The 17,335-nt window shown below is 71.7% G+C and carries 17 protein-coding genes; 4 read left to right on the top strand and 13 right to left on the bottom strand.

Features of this window, described 5'->3' with window-relative positions; translation table 11 throughout:
• Nucleotides 1–62: 62 nt before the first annotated feature.
• The gene (gene katG, locus ACIRG6_RS24870) at nucleotides 63–2,279 is read right to left on the bottom strand and encodes a catalase/peroxidase HPI (RefSeq protein ID WP_403324613.1); all 2,217 of its coding nucleotides are present in this window, start codon (nucleotides 2,277–2,279) and stop codon (nucleotides 63–65) included.
• 23 nt (nucleotides 2,280–2,302) lie between these two features.
• Nucleotides 2,303–2,749, bottom strand: coding sequence for a Fur family transcriptional regulator (locus ACIRG6_RS24865; protein ID WP_364680524.1), 447 nt, complete (start codon nucleotides 2,747–2,749; stop codon nucleotides 2,303–2,305).
• Between the two features lie 301 nt (nucleotides 2,750–3,050).
• Between ACIRG6_RS24865 and ACIRG6_RS24860 the strand changes: the two genes are divergently transcribed.
• Both ACIRG6_RS24860 and ACIRG6_RS24855 read left to right on the top strand, forming a co-directional pair.
• A complete protein-coding gene (locus ACIRG6_RS24860; protein WP_364680521.1) occupies nucleotides 3,051–4,151 on the top strand; it encodes a DUF475 domain-containing protein in 1,101 nt (366 codons plus the stop codon).
• A 121-nt stretch (nucleotides 4,152–4,272) separates the two neighbouring features.
• On the top strand, nucleotides 4,273–4,695 hold the full coding sequence (locus tag ACIRG6_RS24855; RefSeq protein WP_189233530.1) for a DUF350 domain-containing protein: 423 nt from the start codon (nucleotides 4,273–4,275) through the stop codon (nucleotides 4,693–4,695).
• A gap of 12 nt (nucleotides 4,696–4,707) precedes the next feature.
• Here ACIRG6_RS24855 and ACIRG6_RS24850 read toward each other — a convergent pair whose 3' ends face one another.
• From ACIRG6_RS24850 to ACIRG6_RS24820, 7 genes are all read right to left on the bottom strand, one after another.
• Entirely contained in the window at nucleotides 4,708–5,865 is a 1,158-nt protein-coding gene (locus ACIRG6_RS24850) for an oxygenase MpaB family protein (RefSeq protein WP_403324612.1), read from the bottom strand.
• Between the two features lie 77 nt (nucleotides 5,866–5,942).
• Nucleotides 5,943–7,019: a polyprenyl synthetase family protein gene (locus ACIRG6_RS24845; RefSeq protein ID WP_403324611.1), complete on the bottom strand. Its 1,077-nt coding sequence runs from the start codon at nucleotides 7,017–7,019 to the stop codon at nucleotides 5,943–5,945.
• Nucleotides 7,012–7,296, bottom strand: a complete 285-nt coding sequence (locus ACIRG6_RS24840) for a polyprenyl synthetase (protein ID WP_318215900.1) — start codon at nucleotides 7,294–7,296, stop codon at nucleotides 7,012–7,014. Before ACIRG6_RS24840 ends, ACIRG6_RS24845 begins: the two co-directional genes overlap by 8 nt.
• A 173-nt stretch (nucleotides 7,297–7,469) precedes the next feature.
• Nucleotides 7,470–8,546 carry a polyprenyl synthetase family protein gene (locus ACIRG6_RS24835; RefSeq protein WP_403324610.1) on the bottom strand — a complete coding sequence of 359 codons (1,077 nt, stop codon included), beginning with the start codon at nucleotides 8,544–8,546 and terminating at the stop codon, nucleotides 7,470–7,472.
• A gap of 313 nt (nucleotides 8,547–8,859) precedes the next feature.
• On the bottom strand, nucleotides 8,860–10,176 hold the full coding sequence (locus tag ACIRG6_RS24830; protein WP_350725346.1) for a M20/M25/M40 family metallo-hydrolase: 1,317 nt from the start codon (nucleotides 10,174–10,176) through the stop codon (nucleotides 8,860–8,862).
• On the bottom strand, nucleotides 10,173–11,579 hold the full coding sequence (locus ACIRG6_RS24825) for a cytosine permease (RefSeq protein ID WP_403324609.1): 1,407 nt from the start codon (nucleotides 11,577–11,579) through the stop codon (nucleotides 10,173–10,175). The genes ACIRG6_RS24830 and ACIRG6_RS24825 overlap by 4 nt, the downstream gene beginning before the upstream one ends.
• 2 nt (nucleotides 11,580–11,581) lie before the next feature.
• Nucleotides 11,582–12,535 carry a DUF1177 domain-containing protein gene (locus tag ACIRG6_RS24820; RefSeq protein WP_350725350.1) on the bottom strand — a complete coding sequence of 318 codons (954 nt, stop codon included), beginning with the start codon at nucleotides 12,533–12,535 and terminating at the stop codon, nucleotides 11,582–11,584.
• Nucleotides 12,536–12,712: 177 nt separating this feature from the next.
• On the opposite strand from ACIRG6_RS24820, the gene ACIRG6_RS24815 reads away from it, so the two are divergent.
• Both ACIRG6_RS24815 and pepE read left to right on the top strand, forming a co-directional pair.
• Nucleotides 12,713–13,534: an IclR family transcriptional regulator gene (locus tag ACIRG6_RS24815; RefSeq protein WP_364680502.1), complete on the top strand. Its 822-nt coding sequence runs from the start codon at nucleotides 12,713–12,715 to the stop codon at nucleotides 13,532–13,534.
• 40 nt (nucleotides 13,535–13,574) lie between these two features.
• Nucleotides 13,575–14,300: a dipeptidase PepE gene (gene pepE, locus ACIRG6_RS24810; RefSeq protein ID WP_364680499.1), complete on the top strand. Its 726-nt coding sequence runs from the start codon at nucleotides 13,575–13,577 to the stop codon at nucleotides 14,298–14,300.
• An 89-nt stretch (nucleotides 14,301–14,389) separates the two neighbouring features.
• Here the strand turns inward: pepE and ACIRG6_RS24805 are convergent, their stop codons facing one another.
• From ACIRG6_RS24805 to ACIRG6_RS24790, 4 genes are read right to left on the bottom strand one after another with little or no spacing between them, the layout of a single operon-like run.
• The gene (locus tag ACIRG6_RS24805) at nucleotides 14,390–15,265 is read right to left on the bottom strand and encodes a phosphogluconate dehydrogenase C-terminal domain-containing protein (protein WP_365024024.1); all 876 of its coding nucleotides are present in this window, start codon (nucleotides 15,263–15,265) and stop codon (nucleotides 14,390–14,392) included.
• Nucleotides 15,265–16,074 carry a sugar phosphate isomerase/epimerase family protein gene (locus ACIRG6_RS24800; protein WP_364680494.1) on the bottom strand — a complete coding sequence of 270 codons (810 nt, stop codon included), beginning with the start codon at nucleotides 16,072–16,074 and terminating at the stop codon, nucleotides 15,265–15,267. Before ACIRG6_RS24800 ends, ACIRG6_RS24805 begins: the two co-directional genes overlap by 1 nt.
• Nucleotides 16,074–16,853: a triose-phosphate isomerase family protein gene (locus ACIRG6_RS24795; protein WP_350725356.1), complete on the bottom strand. Its 780-nt coding sequence runs from the start codon at nucleotides 16,851–16,853 to the stop codon at nucleotides 16,074–16,076. The genes ACIRG6_RS24800 and ACIRG6_RS24795 overlap by 1 nt, the downstream gene beginning before the upstream one ends.
• A complete protein-coding gene (locus ACIRG6_RS24790; protein WP_364680489.1) occupies nucleotides 16,853–17,335 on the bottom strand; it encodes a ribose-5-phosphate isomerase in 483 nt (160 codons plus the stop codon). Before ACIRG6_RS24790 ends, ACIRG6_RS24795 begins: the two co-directional genes overlap by 1 nt.

Below are 17,335 nucleotides of genomic sequence, written 5' to 3'. Positions count from 1 at the left end.
CACTGACAACGCGGACGGGTGAGGCCCGGGCCGGTACCTGTACCGGCCCGGGCCTCACGGTGTCAGACCAGGTCGAAGCGGTCGAGGTTCATGACCTTGACCCAGGCGGCGACGAAGTCGTGCACGAACTTCTCCTTCGCGTCGTCGGAGGCGTAGACCTCCGCGAGGGCGCGCAGCTCGGAGTTCGAGCCGAAGACCAGGTCGGCGCGGGAGCCGGCCCACTTGACCTCGCCGGTGGCGGCGTCGCGGCCCTCGAACGTGGTCTGGTCCTCGGACGTCGACTTCCACGTGATGCCCAGGTCGAGCAGGTTGACGAAGAAGTCGTTGGTGAGCGAGCCGGGCGTCTTGGTGAAGGCGCCGAGCTGGGACTGCTGGTAGTTGGCGCCCAGCACCCGCAGTCCGCCGACCAGGACGGTCATCTCGGGGGCGCTCAGGGTGAGCAGGTTCGCCCGGTCGAGCAGCAGGAACTCGGCCGGCAGGCGGTTGCCCTTGCCGAGGTAGTTGCGGAATCCGTCGGCCGTCGGCTCGAGGGCCTCGAACGACTCGGCGTCGGTGTGCTCCTCCGTCGCGTCCACCCGGCCCGCGGCGAACGGCACCTCCACCTGGAAGCCGGCTTCCTCGGCGGCCTTCTCGACGGCGGCGGAGCCACCGAGGACGATCAGGTCGGCCAGGGAGACCTTCTTCGCGCCGGAGTTGAACTCCCGCTGGACTCCCTCCAGGACCCGGAGGACCTGCGCCAGCTCGTCGGGCTCGTTGACCTCCCAGGCGCGCTGCGGCTCCAGGCGGATGCGGGCACCGTTGGCACCGCCGCGCTTGTCGCTGCCGCGGAAGGTGGACGCCGAGGCCCACGCGGTGGACACCAGCTGCGAGACGGACAGACCGGACTCGAGGAGCTTGGTCTTGAGGGCGGCGACGTCCTCGGCGTCGATGGCCTCGCCCTCGGCCTCGGGCAGCGGGTCCTGCCACAGCAGGGTCTCCTCCGGGACCTCCGGGCCGAGGTAGAGGGACTTCGGCCCCATGTCGCGGTGGGTCAGCTTGTACCAGGCGCGGGCGAAGGCGTCCGCGAACTCCTCGGGGTTCTCGTAGAACCGGCGGGAGATCGGCTCGTAGATCGGGTCGAAGCGCAGCGACAGGTCGGTGGTGAGCATCTTCGGGCGGTGCTTCTTCGACGGGTCGTGCGCGTCCGGGACGATCTCCGGGGCGTCCTTCGCCACCCACTGGTTGGCGCCGGCCGGGCTCTGCTCGAGCTCGTACTCGAACTCGAAGAGGTTCTTGAAGAACCCGTTGCTCCACTGCGTCGGGGTCGTGGTCCAGGTGACCTCCAGGCCGGAGGTGATGGCGTCCGCGCCCTTGCCGGTGCCGTAGGTGCTCCTCCAGCCCAGGCCCTGCTCCTCCATGGAGGCGGCTTCGGGGTCGTCGCCGACGTGGTCGGCCGGGCCGGCACCGTGGGTCTTGCCGAAGGTGTGGCCGCCGGCGATCAGCGCGACGGTCTCCTCGTCGTTCATCGCCATGCGGCGGAACGTCTCCCGGATGTCGCGGGCGGCGGCGATCGGGTCCGGGTTGCCGTTCGGGCCCTCCGGGTTGACGTAGATCAGGCCCATCTGGACCGCGCCGAGCGGGTTCTCCAGCTCGCGGTCGCCGGTGTAGCGGCGGTCGTCGAGCCAGGTGGTCTCGGGGCCCCAGTAGACGTCCTCCTCGGCCTCCCAGACGTCGGCGCGGCCGCCGGCGAATCCGAAGGTCTCGAAGCCCATCTGCTCCAGGGCGACGTTGCCGGTGAGGACCAGCAGGTCGGCCCAGGAGATGTTCTGGCCGTACTTCTTCTTGACCGGCCACAGCAGGCGGCGGGCCTTGTCCAGGTTGCCGTTGTCGGGCCAGCTGTTGAGCGGGGCGAAGCGCTGCTGGCCGGCCCCGGCGCCACCGCGTCCGTCGCTGATGCGGTACGTGCCCGCGCTGTGCCAGGCCATCCGGATCATCAGCGGGCCGTAGTTGCCGAAGTCGGCGGGCCACCAGTCCTGCGAGGTGGTCAGCACCTCGGCGATGTCGCGTTTGACGGCGGCCAGGTCGAGGGACGCGAACGCCTCGGCGTAGTCGAACTCCTCGCCCAGCGGGTTGGCCACGGCGGGGTTCTTCGCGAGGATCTTCAGGTTGAGCCGCTCCGGCCACCACTGACGGTTTCCACCGCCCTGGGTCGGGTGGAGGGCGCGAGTGTGGGCGACCGGGCAGCCGCCCGCCTCCTCGGTCTTCGCGTCGGTCACGATGGCGTCGTGGTTCTCGGACATGGGATCCTTCCGAACGGGGCGGTTCACGGTGCGGGGGACGTACTGGGGCTGGAGCAGTCGGGGCACAGGCCCCGGTAGATGACCTCGGCCTCGTCGATCGCGAAGCCGTGGTCGTCGGACGCGGTCAGACAGGGCGCCTGACCGACGGCGCAGTCGACGTCGGCGAGGGCACCGCACGACCGGCACAGGACGTGGTGGTGGTTGTCCCCGACGCGCCCTTCGAACCGGGCCGGACCGCCGGGCGGCTGGATGCGGCGTACGAGACCTGCCGCGGTGAGCGCGTGCAGGGACTCGTACACGGCCTGGAGGGACACGTGGCCCACCCGGTCGCGCACTCCGGAGGCTATCGCCTCCACGCCGAGGTGATCGCCGGCCCGGACGGTGTCGAGCAGCGCGACACGGGCGGCGGTCACGCGCAGTCCTGCCCCGCGCAGTTCCTCTGCTGTGGCCGTGCTCCGGGAGGCGGTCATGGCGGCGAACCTACTCCGGTGAACCGGAGGAGCTCAAGGAAACGAACGATTCCATTCTGCGGACGGCCGCGCGGGCCGGGGGCGGGGAGCCGGAAAAAGGAGAAGGGGACCGCGGGTGGCGGCGCGGCCGTCCCTTGCCGCGCCGCCATGCACCGCACCGTCCCGTGGGCTCGGGTACCCCCGGGCCGCCCGTCCACGCATCCGCCGGGGCGGCTGACGATCGTGGTAGACAACGTGGGTGGTGGGCACTGGCAAGGACATGCCGCGACCGGCACAGCGCGACGACAGGAATGAGTAGCCCGTGCTTTTGAAGACGTTCCGCTGGGCGTTCGCCGTCACTGCCCTCGGCCTCGCCGCGGGAGTGCTCTACGACGGCTGGACCGCTCTCGGCCTGGTGGCCATCCTGGCCGTCCTGGAGATCTCGTTGTCCTTCGACAACGCGGTGATCAACGCCGGGATCCTGAAGAAGATGAGCGCCTTCTGGCAGAAGATCTTCCTCACCGTGGGCATCCTGATCGCCGTCTTCGGCATGCGCCTGGTCTTCCCGGTCGTGATCGTGGCGATCAGCGCCCAGCTCGGGCCGATCGAGGCCGTCGACCTCGCGCTGACCGACAAGGACCGCTACCAGGAGCTGGTCACCGACGCCCACCCGTCGATCGCCGCCTTCGGTGGCATGTTCCTGCTGATGATCTTCCTCGACTTCCTCCTGGAGGACCGGGACATTAAGTGGCTGGGCGCGGTCGAACGGCCGCTGGCGAAGCTCGGCAGGGTCGACATGCTCTCGGTCTGCGTCGCCCTGATCGTGCTGCTCGTCTCCTCGATGACCTTCGCCGCGCACGCCCACCAGCACGGCGGCCACCATGCCGACAAGGCGCAGACGGTGCTGGTCGCCGGGATCGCCGGTCTGATCACCTACATGGTCGTCCACGGTCTCTCCGCGTACTTCGAGAACCGGCTCGAAGCGGAGGAGGAGCGCGAGCACGAGGCCCAGGAGGAGGCCGAACGCTCCGGCGGGCCCCGCTCGGCGGCCGCCCTGACCGGCAAGGCCGCCTTCTTCATGTTCCTCTATCTGGAGGTCCTGGACGCGTCGTTCTCCTTCGACGGCGTCATCGGCGCCTTCGCCATCACCAACGACATCGTCCTGATGGCCCTCGGCCTCGGCATCGGCGCCATGTACGTCCGGTCCCTGACCGTCTACCTGGTCCGCCAGGGCACCCTCGACGACTACGTCTACCTGGAGCACGGCGCCCACTACGCCATCGGCGCCCTCGCGATCATCCTCCTCGTCACCATCCAGTACCAGATCAGCGAGATCGTCACCGGTCTCATCGGCGTGGTCCTGATCGCCTGGTCCTTCTGGTCGTCGGTGCGCCGCAACAGGGCCCTCGCGGACGCCGGCTGACGCTCCGTCCGGACCGGATCGCCGCCCCGCAGCGCTCGTGGCACCGAACAGGTGCGCTACATTTTGCATCGCCTTGACCGCGATCCCTCACGATCACTCACGCTACGGAGCCGGCAATCCCATGAGCGACATCGTCAACGGACTCGGCCGTGCCACCGCCTATGGGGCCCTGGGCCTGGTCCTGTTGGTCCTCGGCATCATCCTGGTGGACGTGCTGACGCCCGGGAAGCTCGGCCGGCAGATCTGGGAGCAGCGCAACCGCAACGCCGCGCTGGTGCTCAGCTCGGCGCTGCTCGGTGTCGGCGGCATCGTGTTCACGTCGATCTGGACGACGTACGAGGACTTCGGCAAGGGCCTGGTGTCGACCGCTGCGTTCGGTCTGCTGGGGCTGGTGATGATGGCCCTGGCGTTCCTGGTGGTGGACGTGATCACCCCGGGGCGTCTGGGCGCGACGCTGGTCGAGCCGGAGCCGCACCCGGCGGTCTGGGTGACGGCCTGCTGCAACCTGGCGGTGTCGGCCATCGTCTCGGCCTCCATCGCCTGACGCCCGTCCCGCTCAGGAGACGGTGGCGGGCGGCGGGGTCCAGCGGTGGGTGCGGGGCGCGGCGGGGACGCCGTACTCCTTCTTGAGCTGCTCGGGGATCGCGTAGTGCATGACGCGTCCGCGGGTGAGGGAGGACAGTTCGAGGGCCGTGGTGAGGTGGCCGAGCCGGTCCAGGGCCCAGGCGCCGAGCGGTGAGCGGTCCTCGATCGTCTCCAGGACACCCAGGAGGTGCGGGGCGGCCTTGACGAGGGTGTCCCAGGGGGTGCGGGGCACGTCGAGCCAGTCGGCGCAGGTGTCACCGACGAGGTAGCGGATCAGGGCGGAGACGACCGGGTCGAAGAGGGTGCCGGGGACGACTTCCTCGTAGAGGTCGATGAGTTGCCGGGTCAGGTGCGCGCCCTCCTCGGAGGGGCCCATGTGGCGCAGCATGTACAGGTCGAGGAACTGCCGTGCCTCTTCGAGGGTGCGCGGCACGGCGTCCTGGTCGACGCCGAGGATGGCACCGACCACCCGCCAGGCGTAGAAGTAGGCGTCGGCTCCTTCCTCGGACATGTGGATGCCGAGCCGGTGGAGGCTGTCGAGGACGGTCAGCGAGAAGAACATCTGCCCGCCGATCATGTCCTCCTGGCAGATCGGCACACCGAGGGTGTCGGTGTCCCAGCGGTTCTCCCGCTTCAGGTGGTGGCGGATCGCGGCGTGCAGCAGCCGGACCTTCTGCGCGGCCGGGAGGAAGCGGCCGCCCGCCTCGAACGCGTCGGGCCGCATCAGGTAGACGGTGAACTGGCCGGTCTCCGCCATCCGTTTGGAGGGGTAGCTCAGTCCATGGGTGGCCGACAGCAGCCGGGCCACGTGCGGGACGACGTAGCAGGCGGGCATGGAGGCGAAGGACAGGGCGGTGGAGATGTGCACGCTGTTGTCGATGAAGAACAGCCGGGCCTTCTCCATCTCGGCCCAGTCCACCCAGTCCGGCGGGGTGGCGGTGGCCCGCAGGTACTCCCGGGCCACTCCGGGGAGTCCGGCCGGGAGTACCTGGCCGGCGGTGGAGACGTAGCGCATCAGGGAGTTGAACTTGCCGACCTCGCCGCGCTCGAACAGCGTGGCGACGACGGCGTCGGCCAGTTCGTCGCCGTGGCGGCGCAGGGCGTCCATCGACGTCTCGGTGTAGGTCATCACGGTCTCCTCGGCTTGGCTCGGCTCGCTCGGCGGTGGCAGGGGGTGACGGGCAGCGGAGCCGGTGGACGGGCGGTTCAGTGGACGCGGTCGGTCGCCTGGCGTGCGAGCGCGTGCAGGGCCCGGCGCGCCCCGGGTGGCACGTCGACGTCGTCCAGGGCGCGGGTCGCCAGCTCCACCCGGGTGAGGATCATCCGCTCGACCCGCTGCGGCGCCTCCAGTTCCCGCATGAGGTCGCGTACGTCCTCCAGGTGGGTCCCGTCCAGGTCGCGCCGGCCCAGCACCCTGAGCAGCCGTTCGCGCTGGGCGGTGTCGGCGGTCCGCCAGGTCTCGGCGAGCAGCGCGGTGGGCCGGTGGGTGCGCAGGTCGTCCAGGGCGGCCTTGCCGGTGCGCTCCGGGTCGCCGAACAGGCCCAGCAGGTCGTCGCGGAGCTGGAAGGCCTCGCCGAGCGGCAGACCGTAGGCGGAGTAGCCGTCGCGCAGTTCCGGGGCGGCGCCGGCGAGCAGTCCGCCGAGCAGCAGCGGGTGTTCGACGGTGTACTTGGCGGTCTTGTAGCGGACGACCTTCAGGGACGTGCCGGTGTCCGGCCGGCCGCCGGTGTGCAGGATCTCCAGACATTCGCCGGCGATGAGTTCGCGGGCGAGTTCGGCCCACAGCCCCCGGGCACGGGCGAGGTAGGCGGCGGGCAGGCCGCTGTCGGTGAACAGCCGGCCCGCGAGCGCCATCAGGTGGTCACCGACGAGCAGGGCCAGGGAGCGGGCGGCCGCGCGGACTCGGGGGCGGCTGTCCCCCGCTCCCCGCGGGGTGACGTCCAGGGCCGTCTCCAGCGCGATGTGGACCGTGGGCCGGCCGTGGCGCAGGGCGCTGTCGTCGATGAGGTCGTCGTGGACGATCGCCGCGGCGTGCACCAGTTCCATGGAGGCCGCCGCCCGCACCAGGGCGTCGCTGTCGGGCTGGCCGGCCGCCCGCCAGCCCCAGTAGCAGAAGGCCGCGCGCAGCCGTTTGCCGTGTCCGGCCGCGACGCGGAGCTGCTCGGCCACGGGAGTGAGGGTGTCGTCGATGGCCACGAGTTCGTCGGCCTCCGCGGCGAGGTAGCTCCGCAGGACGCCGTCGACGCGTGCCCTGAAGGCGGCCGGGTCCCAGCGGTCAGACATCGTGGCCGTCGGCCGCCCGTCGCGCCAGCACATGCTGGGCGAGCACCTCGAGGTGGGCCGGCGGCACACCGGTGCACCGGTCCAGGGCCAGCCTGCCCCGCGCCCGCAGGTCCTGGTCCGCCTCGCGCACCAGGTCGGCGGTGTCCGAACGGCGCAGCAGCCCCCGCAGGGTGCCCACCGCCGAACCCACCGTGCTCACCGCCAGGTCCGCGATTCCGGCGACCAGCAGCACCGCCTGGTCGTCCCGGCCAGGGCCGCGCGGCGTCGTGTGCGTCATGCTTCTCCCCCAGGGGTGGCGTCGTCGCGGACACGCCCGGTCCGCGGCGCATCCGGTTCGATCATGACGGTGGCCCCCGGGCCTGAGATCCCCTAATCACCCTTTGAGGGACACGGGGAACACCTGTCAGAGGTGGGAGGGGTGCGAGCCGGGTGGGCCGGTGACCGGGCCGGTCAGCCGTCCCGCTCGACGCTCCACAGCGGCAGTCGTTCGAAGAAGGTGACCGCCTCGTCGCGCCACCGCGGACGCCAGCCCGCCGCCACCCGCCCGGCCCGCTCGGCGTACCGCCGCATGTCCGTCCGCATGAGGTCGGCCACGCCGCGACGCTCGCCGATGTCGCGGATCGCGGCGACGGTGTCCGGCGTGCAGGCGGGGTCCCCGAGGGCCTTTTCGACCAGCGCGCGCTCGGAGCCGCTCACGGCGGACAGCAGGCGGGCGACGGTGTAACTGCGTTTCCCCTCGCGGATGTCGGTGCCGGTCGGCTTGCCCATCGCGGCCGCGTCGCCGAACAGGTCGAGGTAGTCGTCGCGCATCTGGCCGCAGATGCCCACCAGCCGCGCGTAGCGACGCAGCTCCTGCTCGTGGAGAGCCGGTTGCTCACCCGCGGCCAGGAGTCCGAGAGACAGGGGGGCGAGGACCGAGTAGCGGGCCGACTTGTGGTCGGCGACGTCGTGCAGGATGTCGTCGTCGGTGACCGCGGGGCCGAAGTCGCGCTCCAGGTCGGCGATCTGGCCCACGAAGGTGTCGGTCGCGGCCCGCGTCTGGACCTCGGTCATGGCCTGCCGCAGCTCGACCGGAAGCCCGGCGTCGAGGAGCACCCGCAGGGAGAGGGCGAGCGCGAGGTCGCCGGCGAGGACGGTGAGCCCTAGGGCGGCCCGCGGGTGGCGGGGGAACCTCTCGCGGTAGGCGTAGTAGGTGGTGGGCCCGCCCCGGCGGGTGGCGCTGTCGTCGATGAGGTCGTCGTGCACCAGGCCGTGGGTCTGGAGCAGTTCGATGCTCAGCGACGCGGCGTCCAGCGCCTCGGCGGGCGCGTCGTCACGCACCAGACGCGCGGCCTCGTGCAGCAGGACGACCCGCATCCGCTTGCCGCCGCGCAGGGACAGGTCGCGCAGCAACTCCAGGCAGTCCGGCGTGAAACGGCTGAACGACGGCGCCTCCAGCGTCGCGCGCACCGTGTCGAAGTACTCCGCGAAGAGCCTGTTGAACCGGCGCTCGTACCGGGCGACACGGTCCAGCAACTGCTCGGTCATGGCGAAGTCCTCCTGGCGGCGCGGCGGGTGACACGCCGCCAAGTCTGTCAGGAGGCTCCGCTTCACCCACCCGGCGCCCGCGTCGGGGTAACTGGCCCGGATCACGTGGCTGCGACTGCCCGCCCACGACGCCGCGTGGCTGGTGGCACCGGCCGTCACGGCGACGCCGCAGACGGACGACCGGCGTACGGCGCCCGGAGCTACGGCGTCGACGTCGCGGGCTGATCACCGCCGACGCGCCGGCGGGCCGGGACGCGGAACGGCCCGGCCCCGCTGGTCGCGGGGCCGGGCCGGGTGCCGAGGGGGGCGGCGCTCAGCAGTCCTGCCACAGGCGGGTCATCACCCGCACGCCGAAGCGCAGACCCTCCAGCGGCACCCGCTCGTCGACGCCGTGGAAGAGGCGGCCGTAGTCGAGGTCGGCCGGCAGCTTGAGGCCCTTGAAACCGAAGCAGCGGATGCCGAGCTTGGTGAAGGCCTTGGCGTCGGTGCCGCCCGGATTGCAGTACGGGACCGGGTGGCCGTCGGGGTCCTCGGCGCGTACCGCGGCGCACATGGCGTCGACGAGGGGGCCGTCGAAGCCGGTCTCCATAGCGATGTCGTGGTTGACCCACTCCCGGGACACCGAGGGCAGCAGCAGCGCGTCGATCGTGTCGATCAGCTCCTGTTCGTGTCCCGGCAGGAAGCGGCCGTCGACGCGGGCCGTCGCCCTGCCCGGGATGACGTTGGTCTGGTAGCCGGCCGTGAACATGGTCGGGTTGGCCGAGTTGCGGAGCACGACCTGCATGAAGTCGGCCACGTGGCCCAGCTTGGCCAGCTCCGCGTCCAGGTCCTCCGCGTCGAAGTCGATGTCGACGCCCTGGAGGCGGGCGGCCTCGGCGAGCAGCGCCCGCACCGGCTCGATCAGGCGGACCGGGAAGGTGTGGCGGCCGATGCGGGTGAGGGACTCGGCGAGATCGGTGACGGCGTTCTCGTCGTTCGGGGAGGAACCGTGCCCCGCGCGGCCGGTGGCCGTCAGCTCCATCCAGGCCATGCCGCGCTGGGCGTTCTCGATCGGGTACAGGCGCCGGGTGTCGTCCAGCGCGTAGCTGAAGCCGCCGCCCTCGCCGATCGCCTCGGTGACCCCGGCGAACAGCTCGGGCCGGTGCTCGACCAGCCAGTGGGCGCCGAACCGGCCGCCGGCCTCCTCGTCGGCGAGGAAGGCGAGGACGATCTCGCGGGCGGGCCGGGTGCCGGTGCGGGCGAAATGGCGGGCGGTGGCCAGCATGACGGCCACCGTGTCCTTCATGTCGATGGCACCGCGCCCCCACAGGTAGCCGTCGCGGATCTCGCCGGAGAACGGGGGCACCTGCCACTCGGCCGCGTCGGCGGGGACGACGTCGAGGTGGCCGTGGACCAGCAGGGCACCGCGCTCCGGGTCGGTGCCGGGGATGCGGGCGACGACGTTGGCGCGGCCGGGGGCGCTCTCCACCAGCTGGGAGTCGATGCCCGCCTCGGCGAGCCGGGCCACGACCCACTCGGCGCAGGCGCGCTCGTCGCTGGTCGGGTTGGAGGTGTCGAACCGGATCAGCTCCGCGCACAGGTCGACGACTTCGCGCTGTGCTTCACCGGAAGCCGGGACGGGGGTGCTCATGGTGCTCCTACGGGGGCCGTGCCGGAGGTGGCCGGGGACGGCTCGGTGGGGTCTGCGGGGTGGTCGTCCAGGGTGGTGGTGCCGTACGTCCTGATCCAGCCGGCGAGGCCGAGGACGCAGTAGAGGACGAACGCGGTGAGCAGGGAGTTCAGGGCGGGGATGCCGCCGTCGTAGAACTTGCCGACGCAGAACGCGGCCGCCCAGATGACCAGGGACATGGGTACCCAGGTCGGCGAGGTGGCGGGCAGGGTCTCGGCCTCGCGGGTGGCGTCCAGGGGCGCGCGCATGCGGCGCACCACCCAGTACTCGGCGACGATGATGCCGCCCACCGGCGGGATGGCGACGCCCAGCACGGACAGGAAGTCGGTGAAGTGGGTCATGATGCCGACGGCGGACAGGACGGTGCCGGCGATGCCGAGGGCGATGGTGACCGCGCCGCGGTGCAGGCGCTTGCCGAAGACGACCTGGAAGAAGTTGACGACGCCGAGCGAGGAGCCGTACAGGTTCCAGTCGTTGATCTTCGCGGTGGACATCAGGACGACGAGCACGCCGAAGACGCCGGAGGTGGAGAGCACGATCTGGGAGACCTGGCCGCTGCCGACCATGTGGCCGAGCAGGACGCCGGTCAGGCCGACGATGTACTCGGAGAGGACCATCGACGCGGCGCTCTGCAGGAAGACGTGGCCGCCCTTGCGGTTGTAGCGGGTCATCTCCGGGGAGACGATCGCGCCGGTCATGAAACCGCCCGCGATGGCGGTCGCGGCGACGGCCAGCGGGATGGACTGGCCGGGCGCCGGGGAGTGGATCAGCTCGGACAGCGAGTGCTCGCTCAGCGCGTCGGTGACCGACCAGGCGACCATGGCGAAGAACAGCGGGGTGACGATCTTCGCGAAGACGGCCATGTACCGGAAGCCGAAGATCACCAGGACGGTGATGCCGGCGCCCGCGACCAGGCACCACAGCCAGGACGGGCCGCCGACGAGCGAGGAGACGCTGTCGCCGAAGATGGTGTTCTGGACGCCGAACCAGCCGACGAGACTGACCGAGATGACCAGGCTGACCAGCGCGGAGCCGTTGCGGCCGAAGCCCGCCCAGCGGGTCAGCAGGGGCGTCGCCAGCCCCTCGCGCATGCCGGCCAGGCCGATCGCGAAGATCACCACTTCGAGGATGACCGCGCCGAGCGTGAAGGCCCAGAACGCGTCGCCGAAGGACATGCCGACGCCGATGGTGGCGCCGAGGGTGAACTGCGAGATGGAGCCCGACTGGGCGAGCCACTGGAGCAGCATGGTCCAGAAGCCGAGGCGCTTGTCGCGCGGGACGCGGGACAGGGCGTAGTCGTCGCTGCCGACGGTTCTGGCGCCGCCCGTCTCCGGGGCCGCGGCGGTGTTCTTGTGCGCGGCCATGGTCAGGACTCCTTGGGGACGCGGCCGAAGGTCTGCAGGTGCGCCAGTGACCCGTAGCGGGACACCAGCGAGGCGAACTCCACGTCGTCGTGGAAGTCCAGGCGTCCGCCGCCGTAGGCCTTCGCGGTCTCGACGGCGAACCGGGCCGCCGCCGCGATGTCGGTCTCGTGGCTGGCGCCCGTCTGGCAGCCGGGCACCGCGGCCGCGGAGGTGATGGCGAGGCCGACGACCGGAGCGGGCGTCGCCGTGGCCGGCTGCAGGATCGAATTGATGTGATGTACACCGTTACCGTACGGGGTGATGTCCTGGGTGGTCACCGGGTACGTGACCAACGGCTCACCGCTCACCACCGCCAGCAGCTCGCCGAGCTGCTCGCTCACCTTGAGCACCCAGCCCTCCTTGACGGTGGGCGACAGGGCGAGGCCCCGGTGGTTGATGATCCGGTTGCCCTTGGTGGTGTCGATGGAGAGCACCGCCTCCATCTCGCCGGTGACCTCGTGCCGGTTCATGGTCGCGATGTCGACCGGCGAGTCCATGAAGGGCACCGGGTCGTGCGGCGCGGTCGGGGCGTTCGGGCAGATGTGCGTGGCGACGATCACGTCGCCGTCGAGCACGTCGCCGCGGCGGCGCATGTCGAGCAGCTTGGCGGCGGTGGCCAGGGCCGCGACGGCGCCGTCGGCGTCGGAGACCAGGCCGGTCATCTCGGGCCGCGCCCCGACGCCGCCGAGCCTGCCCACCACCCCGAGGGTGCGGGCCGGGCCGCCGTGGGTGCGGCCGTCGCGGCCCGGGATCCGGACGAGCACGAAGTCCGTCGAGCCGCGCTCGCCGGTGACGGTGGTGACCTCGGCGCCGGAACCCTCGGGACCCGCGACGGAGTCGAGGTGGGCGGCGACGCGCTTGCCGTCGACGGCGGGATCGTCCAGCAGGTCCACGAGGTCGAGGACGTACTTCAACATGGGCAGTTCTCCTGATCCGCACCCGGGGGCGGTGCTGACAGCAGGTTCCGGATCCACTAACGTTCTCCGCAACTGTTTCCCGCTATCTGCAATTGCTGTCTGAATGGCGAGATGCGGCGGGCCGGACGAAGCAGCCGGGACGCTACGGAGACCGGCGAGCGAGTGAGAGGAGCTGCCGTGACGGGACAGTCCGACGACCGGAAGACACCGGCCGGGGCCCTGCAGACCGTCGACCGCGCCCTGCTGGTGCTGCTGGCGTTCGAGCGCTCGCGGCCCGACTGGGGAGTCACCGAGATCGCCACCGAGTTCGGCTGGGACACCTCGGTGGCCCAGCGGCTGCTCTCCACGCTCGCGGGACGCGGCTTCCTGGTCTCCGACCCGGCGACCCGTCGGTACCGGATCGGCCCGGCCGCGCTGCGCCTGGGCCGGCTCTGGGAGCGCTCGGGATCCCTGGAACTGCTCGCGGAACCGGTGCTCCAGGAGCTGCGGACCGCGACGGGCGACACGGTGCTGTTCTGCCTGCCCGACAGCTTCCACATGCGCTGTGTGGCGGCCGTCGAGGGCGAGGAGGGACCGCTGCGCTACTACCCGCTGGTCGGCGAGCTGTATCCGGCGCACGCCGGCGCCACCAGCAAGTCGTTCTACGCCTTCCTGGCCGACGACCAGCGCCACCGGCTGTTCCGCGGGCGCCCCATGGCACGCTTCACCGAGCGCACGGTCACCGATCCCGACCAGCTGGAGCGCGAGTTCCGCCAGGTGCGCGCACAGGGCTACGCCTGGACGGTCGGGGAGTACGACGCGGGCATCGGCACCGTCGCCGTGCCGGTCTTCCTCGGCTCCGAGCCGTACGGCAGCCTGAGCCTCGGCGCCGCGAAGGAGCGCTTCCCCGAGGGGCCCGAGGACCGGCTCGACGCGCTGCGCCGGGCCGCCCGGCTGCTGGAGCGGCGTCTGACGCACCCGCCGCAGCCGCACCGCCGCCCGCGGTCCCGCACCACCTGACCCACCGTCCACCGATCCACCCCCTGAAGAGGTCGACCCCGTGAATCTGCTGCTCCTGTCCAACTCCACCCAGTACGGCCGCGGCTACCTGGAACACGCCCTCGACACCGTCACCGGCTTCCTGCCCACTGGGGCCCGGCTGGCGTTCGTGCCCTACGCCCTCGCCGACCACGACGCCTACACCGCCAAGGTGCGAGGGGCGCTGGCCGGTGCGGGCATCGACGTGCGGGGCGTGCACGAGGGCGGCGACCCGGTCGCGCGGCTGGGCGAGGCGGACGCGGTGTTCGTCGGCGGCGGCAACTCCTTCCGGCTGCTGAGCGCGCTGTACCGCACGGGTCTGCGGAAGGCGCTGATCGGGGCGGTGACCGGCGGACTGCCGTACATGGGGGCCAGCGCGGGCACCAACATGGCGGCGCCGTCGTTGCGGACCACCAACGACATGCCGATCGTCGAGCCCCCGTCCTTCGAGGCGCTCGGCCTGGTCCCGTTCCAGATCAACCCGCACTACCTCGACCCGGACCCGGCCTCGACGCACAAGGGCGAGACCCGTGAGGAGCGGCTGACGGAGTTCCTGGAGGAGAACGACGTGCCGGTACTGGGCCTGCGGGAGGGATCCTGGCTGCGGGTCGAGGGCGACCGGGCCGTGCTCGGCGGCGAACGCGACGCCCGGCTGTTCCGGCGCGGCACGGCGCCGCGCGAGCTCGCGACCGGCTCGGACGTGTCCGAACTGCTGCGCGTCCGGGCCGAGTACGACACCCGCGCCTGACCACGACGACGCCGGAGGCCCGCGGCGGGCACTCCGGCGTCACCCGGACAGGCCCGGTACGGGACCTGTCCCGGATCTGTACGGGCAGGTCAGCGCTTGATCTCCTTGATCTTCAGCATGCGCGTGATGACCTTGTCCAGCTCCTCGTCGTCGAAGACCTTCTTCCAGTCGTCGCGGACGATGGACTCGCGGCCGTAGTCCATGGCGATCAGGCAGGCGTCCGAGAAGGGGTTGGATCCCTTGAGCGTGTTGGCCAGGGCGACCTGGGTGTGGCCGAGCAGCATCGCGCGGGCGGCCTTCTCCGGCACGCCGACGGTGTGGACCGTCTCGTGCAGCGCCTCGGTGAGCAGGGCGCCGACCATGCAGGCGATGGTCTCGACGAGGGTCGGCTCGAGCACGGCGAGCTGCTTGACGGTGACCCAGTGGACGTCGACCACGGGCGCGTACATCACGCGGATGACGGCGTCGGCCAGTTCCTGCTTGGCGGCGTCGCCGCCCTCGTACGCGGCGACGACCTCCTGCGGGGCGGCGATCCCGCCGAAGGTGTCCTGCCACTCCTCCTGGGTGGTGCGCTCCAGGAACACCGACGGGTGGCAGGGGTGGGCGCAGGCGTAGTGGATGTCGTCGCGGGCGAGGAGCAGGCCGGCGTAGGCGGCGGCCGGGTCGAGGGTGAGGACGACCGTGCCCGGCTTCATCAGCGGCACGAGCTGCTCGGAGACCTTGCCGAGGACGACGTCCGGCACGGCGAGGATGACGACGTCGGCCTCGGCTGCGGCGGCCTCGGAGTCGGTCAGTTCACGGCCCAGGCCGCGGACGCGCTCCTGGCCCTCGGGCGACGCCTCGCTGAACAGGACCCGGAAGTCGCTCTTCACCAGGTTGTTGGAGACGCGCTGGCCCATCTTGCCGGCGGCCCCGATGACGGCGACGGTCTTCGCGTCGGCCCGGGTCTGGATCTCGGTGGCCATTACTTGCTCCTCAGGAGGGTGTTGATGCTGTGCTGCGTCCACTGGTGTTCGAGCCGGGCGGTGGCGTCGTAGCCCTCGTCCTGCCACGGGAGCCAGTGCTCCACGATCTGGTTGATGCCGTGGTCCCCCGGCCGGGCCGCGCGGACGGCGGCGATCATGCCGTCGTGGTCGAGGAGGCCCTCGCCGAGCGGGCAGCCGGCGTAGGTGAAGCCGACCCAGCCGTCACGGCGGGTGAAGGCGAAGTCCTTGACGTGGATGTTGACCACGTGCGGGGCGGTGGCGGCGACGACGTCGGCGGGGCGCTCCAGCCGGGCGACGCTGTTGCCCGGGTCCAGGACGACGCCCAGGTGCGGGCTGTCGACGGCGCGTACGACGGTCATCAGGTCGTCGGTGGCGACCTGCTCGTAGGTCTCCAGGCCGAGGGTCACGCCCGCGTCGGCGTAGCGGGGCACGGCCTCCTCGAGCAGGGCCACCGCCTCGGTGGTGTCCGGCCGGTGGCCGGCCGTGTTGAGCATGGAACGCACCAGGGTGACGTCCAGCTCGCCCGCCATGCGGAGGTACTTCAGCAGGTGTTCGGGGCGGATGCCCCGGGTGCCGAGTTCGAGGGTCAGGCCGAGGCCGGCCGCGGTGGCGCGGACGTCGGCGAGCTGCGCGGCGTCGTAGGACTCGATGGGCGCGTAGTCGCAGATCTGGAAGACCCGGCCGCCGAGTTCCGCCGTGTCGTGGAGCATCGCGGTGAGGCTCATCGGCTCGGGGGCGCGGCCGGAGATGCGCCAGAAGTAGGCGTAGGTGCTGATGCCGTACGCCATCACGCCACCGCCGTGGGCGCCGGGGTGCGGATCTCGTCGAGGATCGCCTCCACGTTCGCCGGGTCGTGGGCGAAGCGGCCGAGGAACAGCCCCTCGGCGGCGCCGGCCAGGCGGGTGAGCAGGCCGGGGCCCGCGCTGCCGCCGTAGATGACGGTGGACCCGGCGTGCTGCGGCTCGGTGGCGAGCCAGGCCCGCAGGGCGGCGCAGACGGCGCCGATGTGGCCGGCCGAGGCGGGCTCGGGGGCGCCGATGGCCCACTGGGGTTCGTAGGCGAGGACGACCGCGCCGTCCAGGCCGTGCAGCAGGCGCTGCGCCTCGGCGACGGTGCGGGCCGCGGCGTCGGCCGGGTCGGCGTGGTCGCGTTCGCCGACGCACAGCACCGGGGTGAGGCCGTTGCGCAGGGCGGCCGCGGTCTTGGCGGCGACGACGGTGTCGCCCTCGCCGTAGAGGCGGCGGCGTTCGGCGTGGCCGACCTCGGCGTAGCGGCAGCCGATCTCCTTCAGGGCGGGGCCGCCGACCTCTCCGGTGTAGGGACCGGTGTCCTCGGTGGCGAGGTCCTGGGCGCCGACGGCGACGCCGTACGGGGTGAGGATGCCGGCGGCGGGGACGAGGGCCGGGAAGGCCGGGAGGACGAACAGGCGGGCGGCGCCGGAGGTGACCGCGGGGTGGCGGTCGGCCAGGGCGGCGATCCTGCGGGCCCAGTTCAGGGTCTGGTGGTGGCCGAAGTACATCTTCAGGCTCACCCCCAGCAGGACGGGGGCGGGGGCGGGGGCGGACATCACGCGGCTGCCCCGTCGCCCGCGGCGGTCTCGTAGTCGCACATCAGCTGGACCTTGGCGGCGGACGCGGAGGTCTCGTCGAAGCGGTAGGTGAGCCACTCGGCGGCCAGGCGGCGGGCGAGTTCGAGGCCGATGACGCGCTGGCCGAAGGTGAGGATCTGCGCGTTGTTGGAGAGGACGGCCCGCTCGACGGAGAAGGAGTCGTGGGCGGTGACGGCGCGGATGCCCTTGACCTTGTTGGCGGCGATGGCGACGCCGAGGCCGGTGCCGCAGACCAGCAGGGCGCGGTCGGCGTCGCCGCGCGCGACCATCTCGGCGGCGGCGATGGCCACCTTCGGGTAGGCGGTGTGGCCGTCGGCGTCGACACCGACGTCGGTGACCTCGGCGACCAGGGCGCTGCTCTGCAGGTCCTGCTTGAGGGCTTCCTTGTACTGGTAACCGGCGTCGTCGGACCCGACGACGATGCGGAGCTTGTCGGTCAT

It is taken from the genome of Streptomyces flaveolus (genome assembly GCF_044765825.1).
In the GTDB taxonomy this organism is placed as follows: Bacteria; Actinomycetota; Actinomycetes; order Streptomycetales; family Streptomycetaceae; genus Streptomyces; species Streptomyces flaveolus.
The sequence above is the reverse complement of the archived record's forward strand: the minus strand, read 5'-3'. Positions and strand labels throughout refer to the sequence as shown.

Coding starts and splice junctions, on each gene's coding strand:
- katG (WP_403324613.1), bottom strand. CDS start 2,279: ATGTCCGAGAACCACGACGCCATCGTGACCGACGCGAAGACCGAGGAG.
- ACIRG6_RS24865 (WP_364680524.1), bottom strand. CDS start 2,749: ATGACCGCCTCCCGGAGCACGGCCACAGCAGAGGAACTGCGCGGGGCA.
- ACIRG6_RS24855 (WP_189233530.1), top strand. CDS start 4,273: ATGAGCGACATCGTCAACGGACTCGGCCGTGCCACCGCCTATGGGGCC.
- ACIRG6_RS24850 (WP_403324612.1), bottom strand. CDS start 5,865: ATGACCTACACCGAGACGTCGATGGACGCCCTGCGCCGCCACGGCGAC.
- ACIRG6_RS24845 (WP_403324611.1), bottom strand. CDS start 7,019: ATGTCTGACCGCTGGGACCCGGCCGCCTTCAGGGCACGCGTCGACGGC.
- ACIRG6_RS24840 (WP_318215900.1), bottom strand. CDS start 7,296: ATGACGCACACGACGCCGCGCGGCCCTGGCCGGGACGACCAGGCGGTG.
- ACIRG6_RS24835 (WP_403324610.1), bottom strand. CDS start 8,546: ATGACCGAGCAGTTGCTGGACCGTGTCGCCCGGTACGAGCGCCGGTTC.
- ACIRG6_RS24830 (WP_350725346.1), bottom strand. CDS start 10,176: ATGAGCACCCCCGTCCCGGCTTCCGGTGAAGCACAGCGCGAAGTCGTC.
- ACIRG6_RS24825 (WP_403324609.1), bottom strand. CDS start 11,579: ATGGCCGCGCACAAGAACACCGCCGCGGCCCCGGAGACGGGCGGCGCC.
- ACIRG6_RS24820 (WP_350725350.1), bottom strand. CDS start 12,535: ATGTTGAAGTACGTCCTCGACCTCGTGGACCTGCTGGACGATCCCGCC.
- ACIRG6_RS24805 (WP_365024024.1), bottom strand. CDS start 15,265: ATGGCCACCGAGATCCAGACCCGGGCCGACGCGAAGACCGTCGCCGTC.
- ACIRG6_RS24800 (WP_364680494.1), bottom strand. CDS start 16,074: ATGGCGTACGGCATCAGCACCTACGCCTACTTCTGGCGCATCTCCGGC.
- ACIRG6_RS24795 (WP_350725356.1), bottom strand. CDS start 16,853: ATGTCCGCCCCCGCCCCCGCCCCCGTCCTGCTGGGGGTGAGCCTGAAG.
- ACIRG6_RS24790 (WP_364680489.1), bottom strand. CDS start 17,335: ATGACCGACAAGCTCCGCATCGTCGTCGGGTCCGACGACGCCGGTTAC.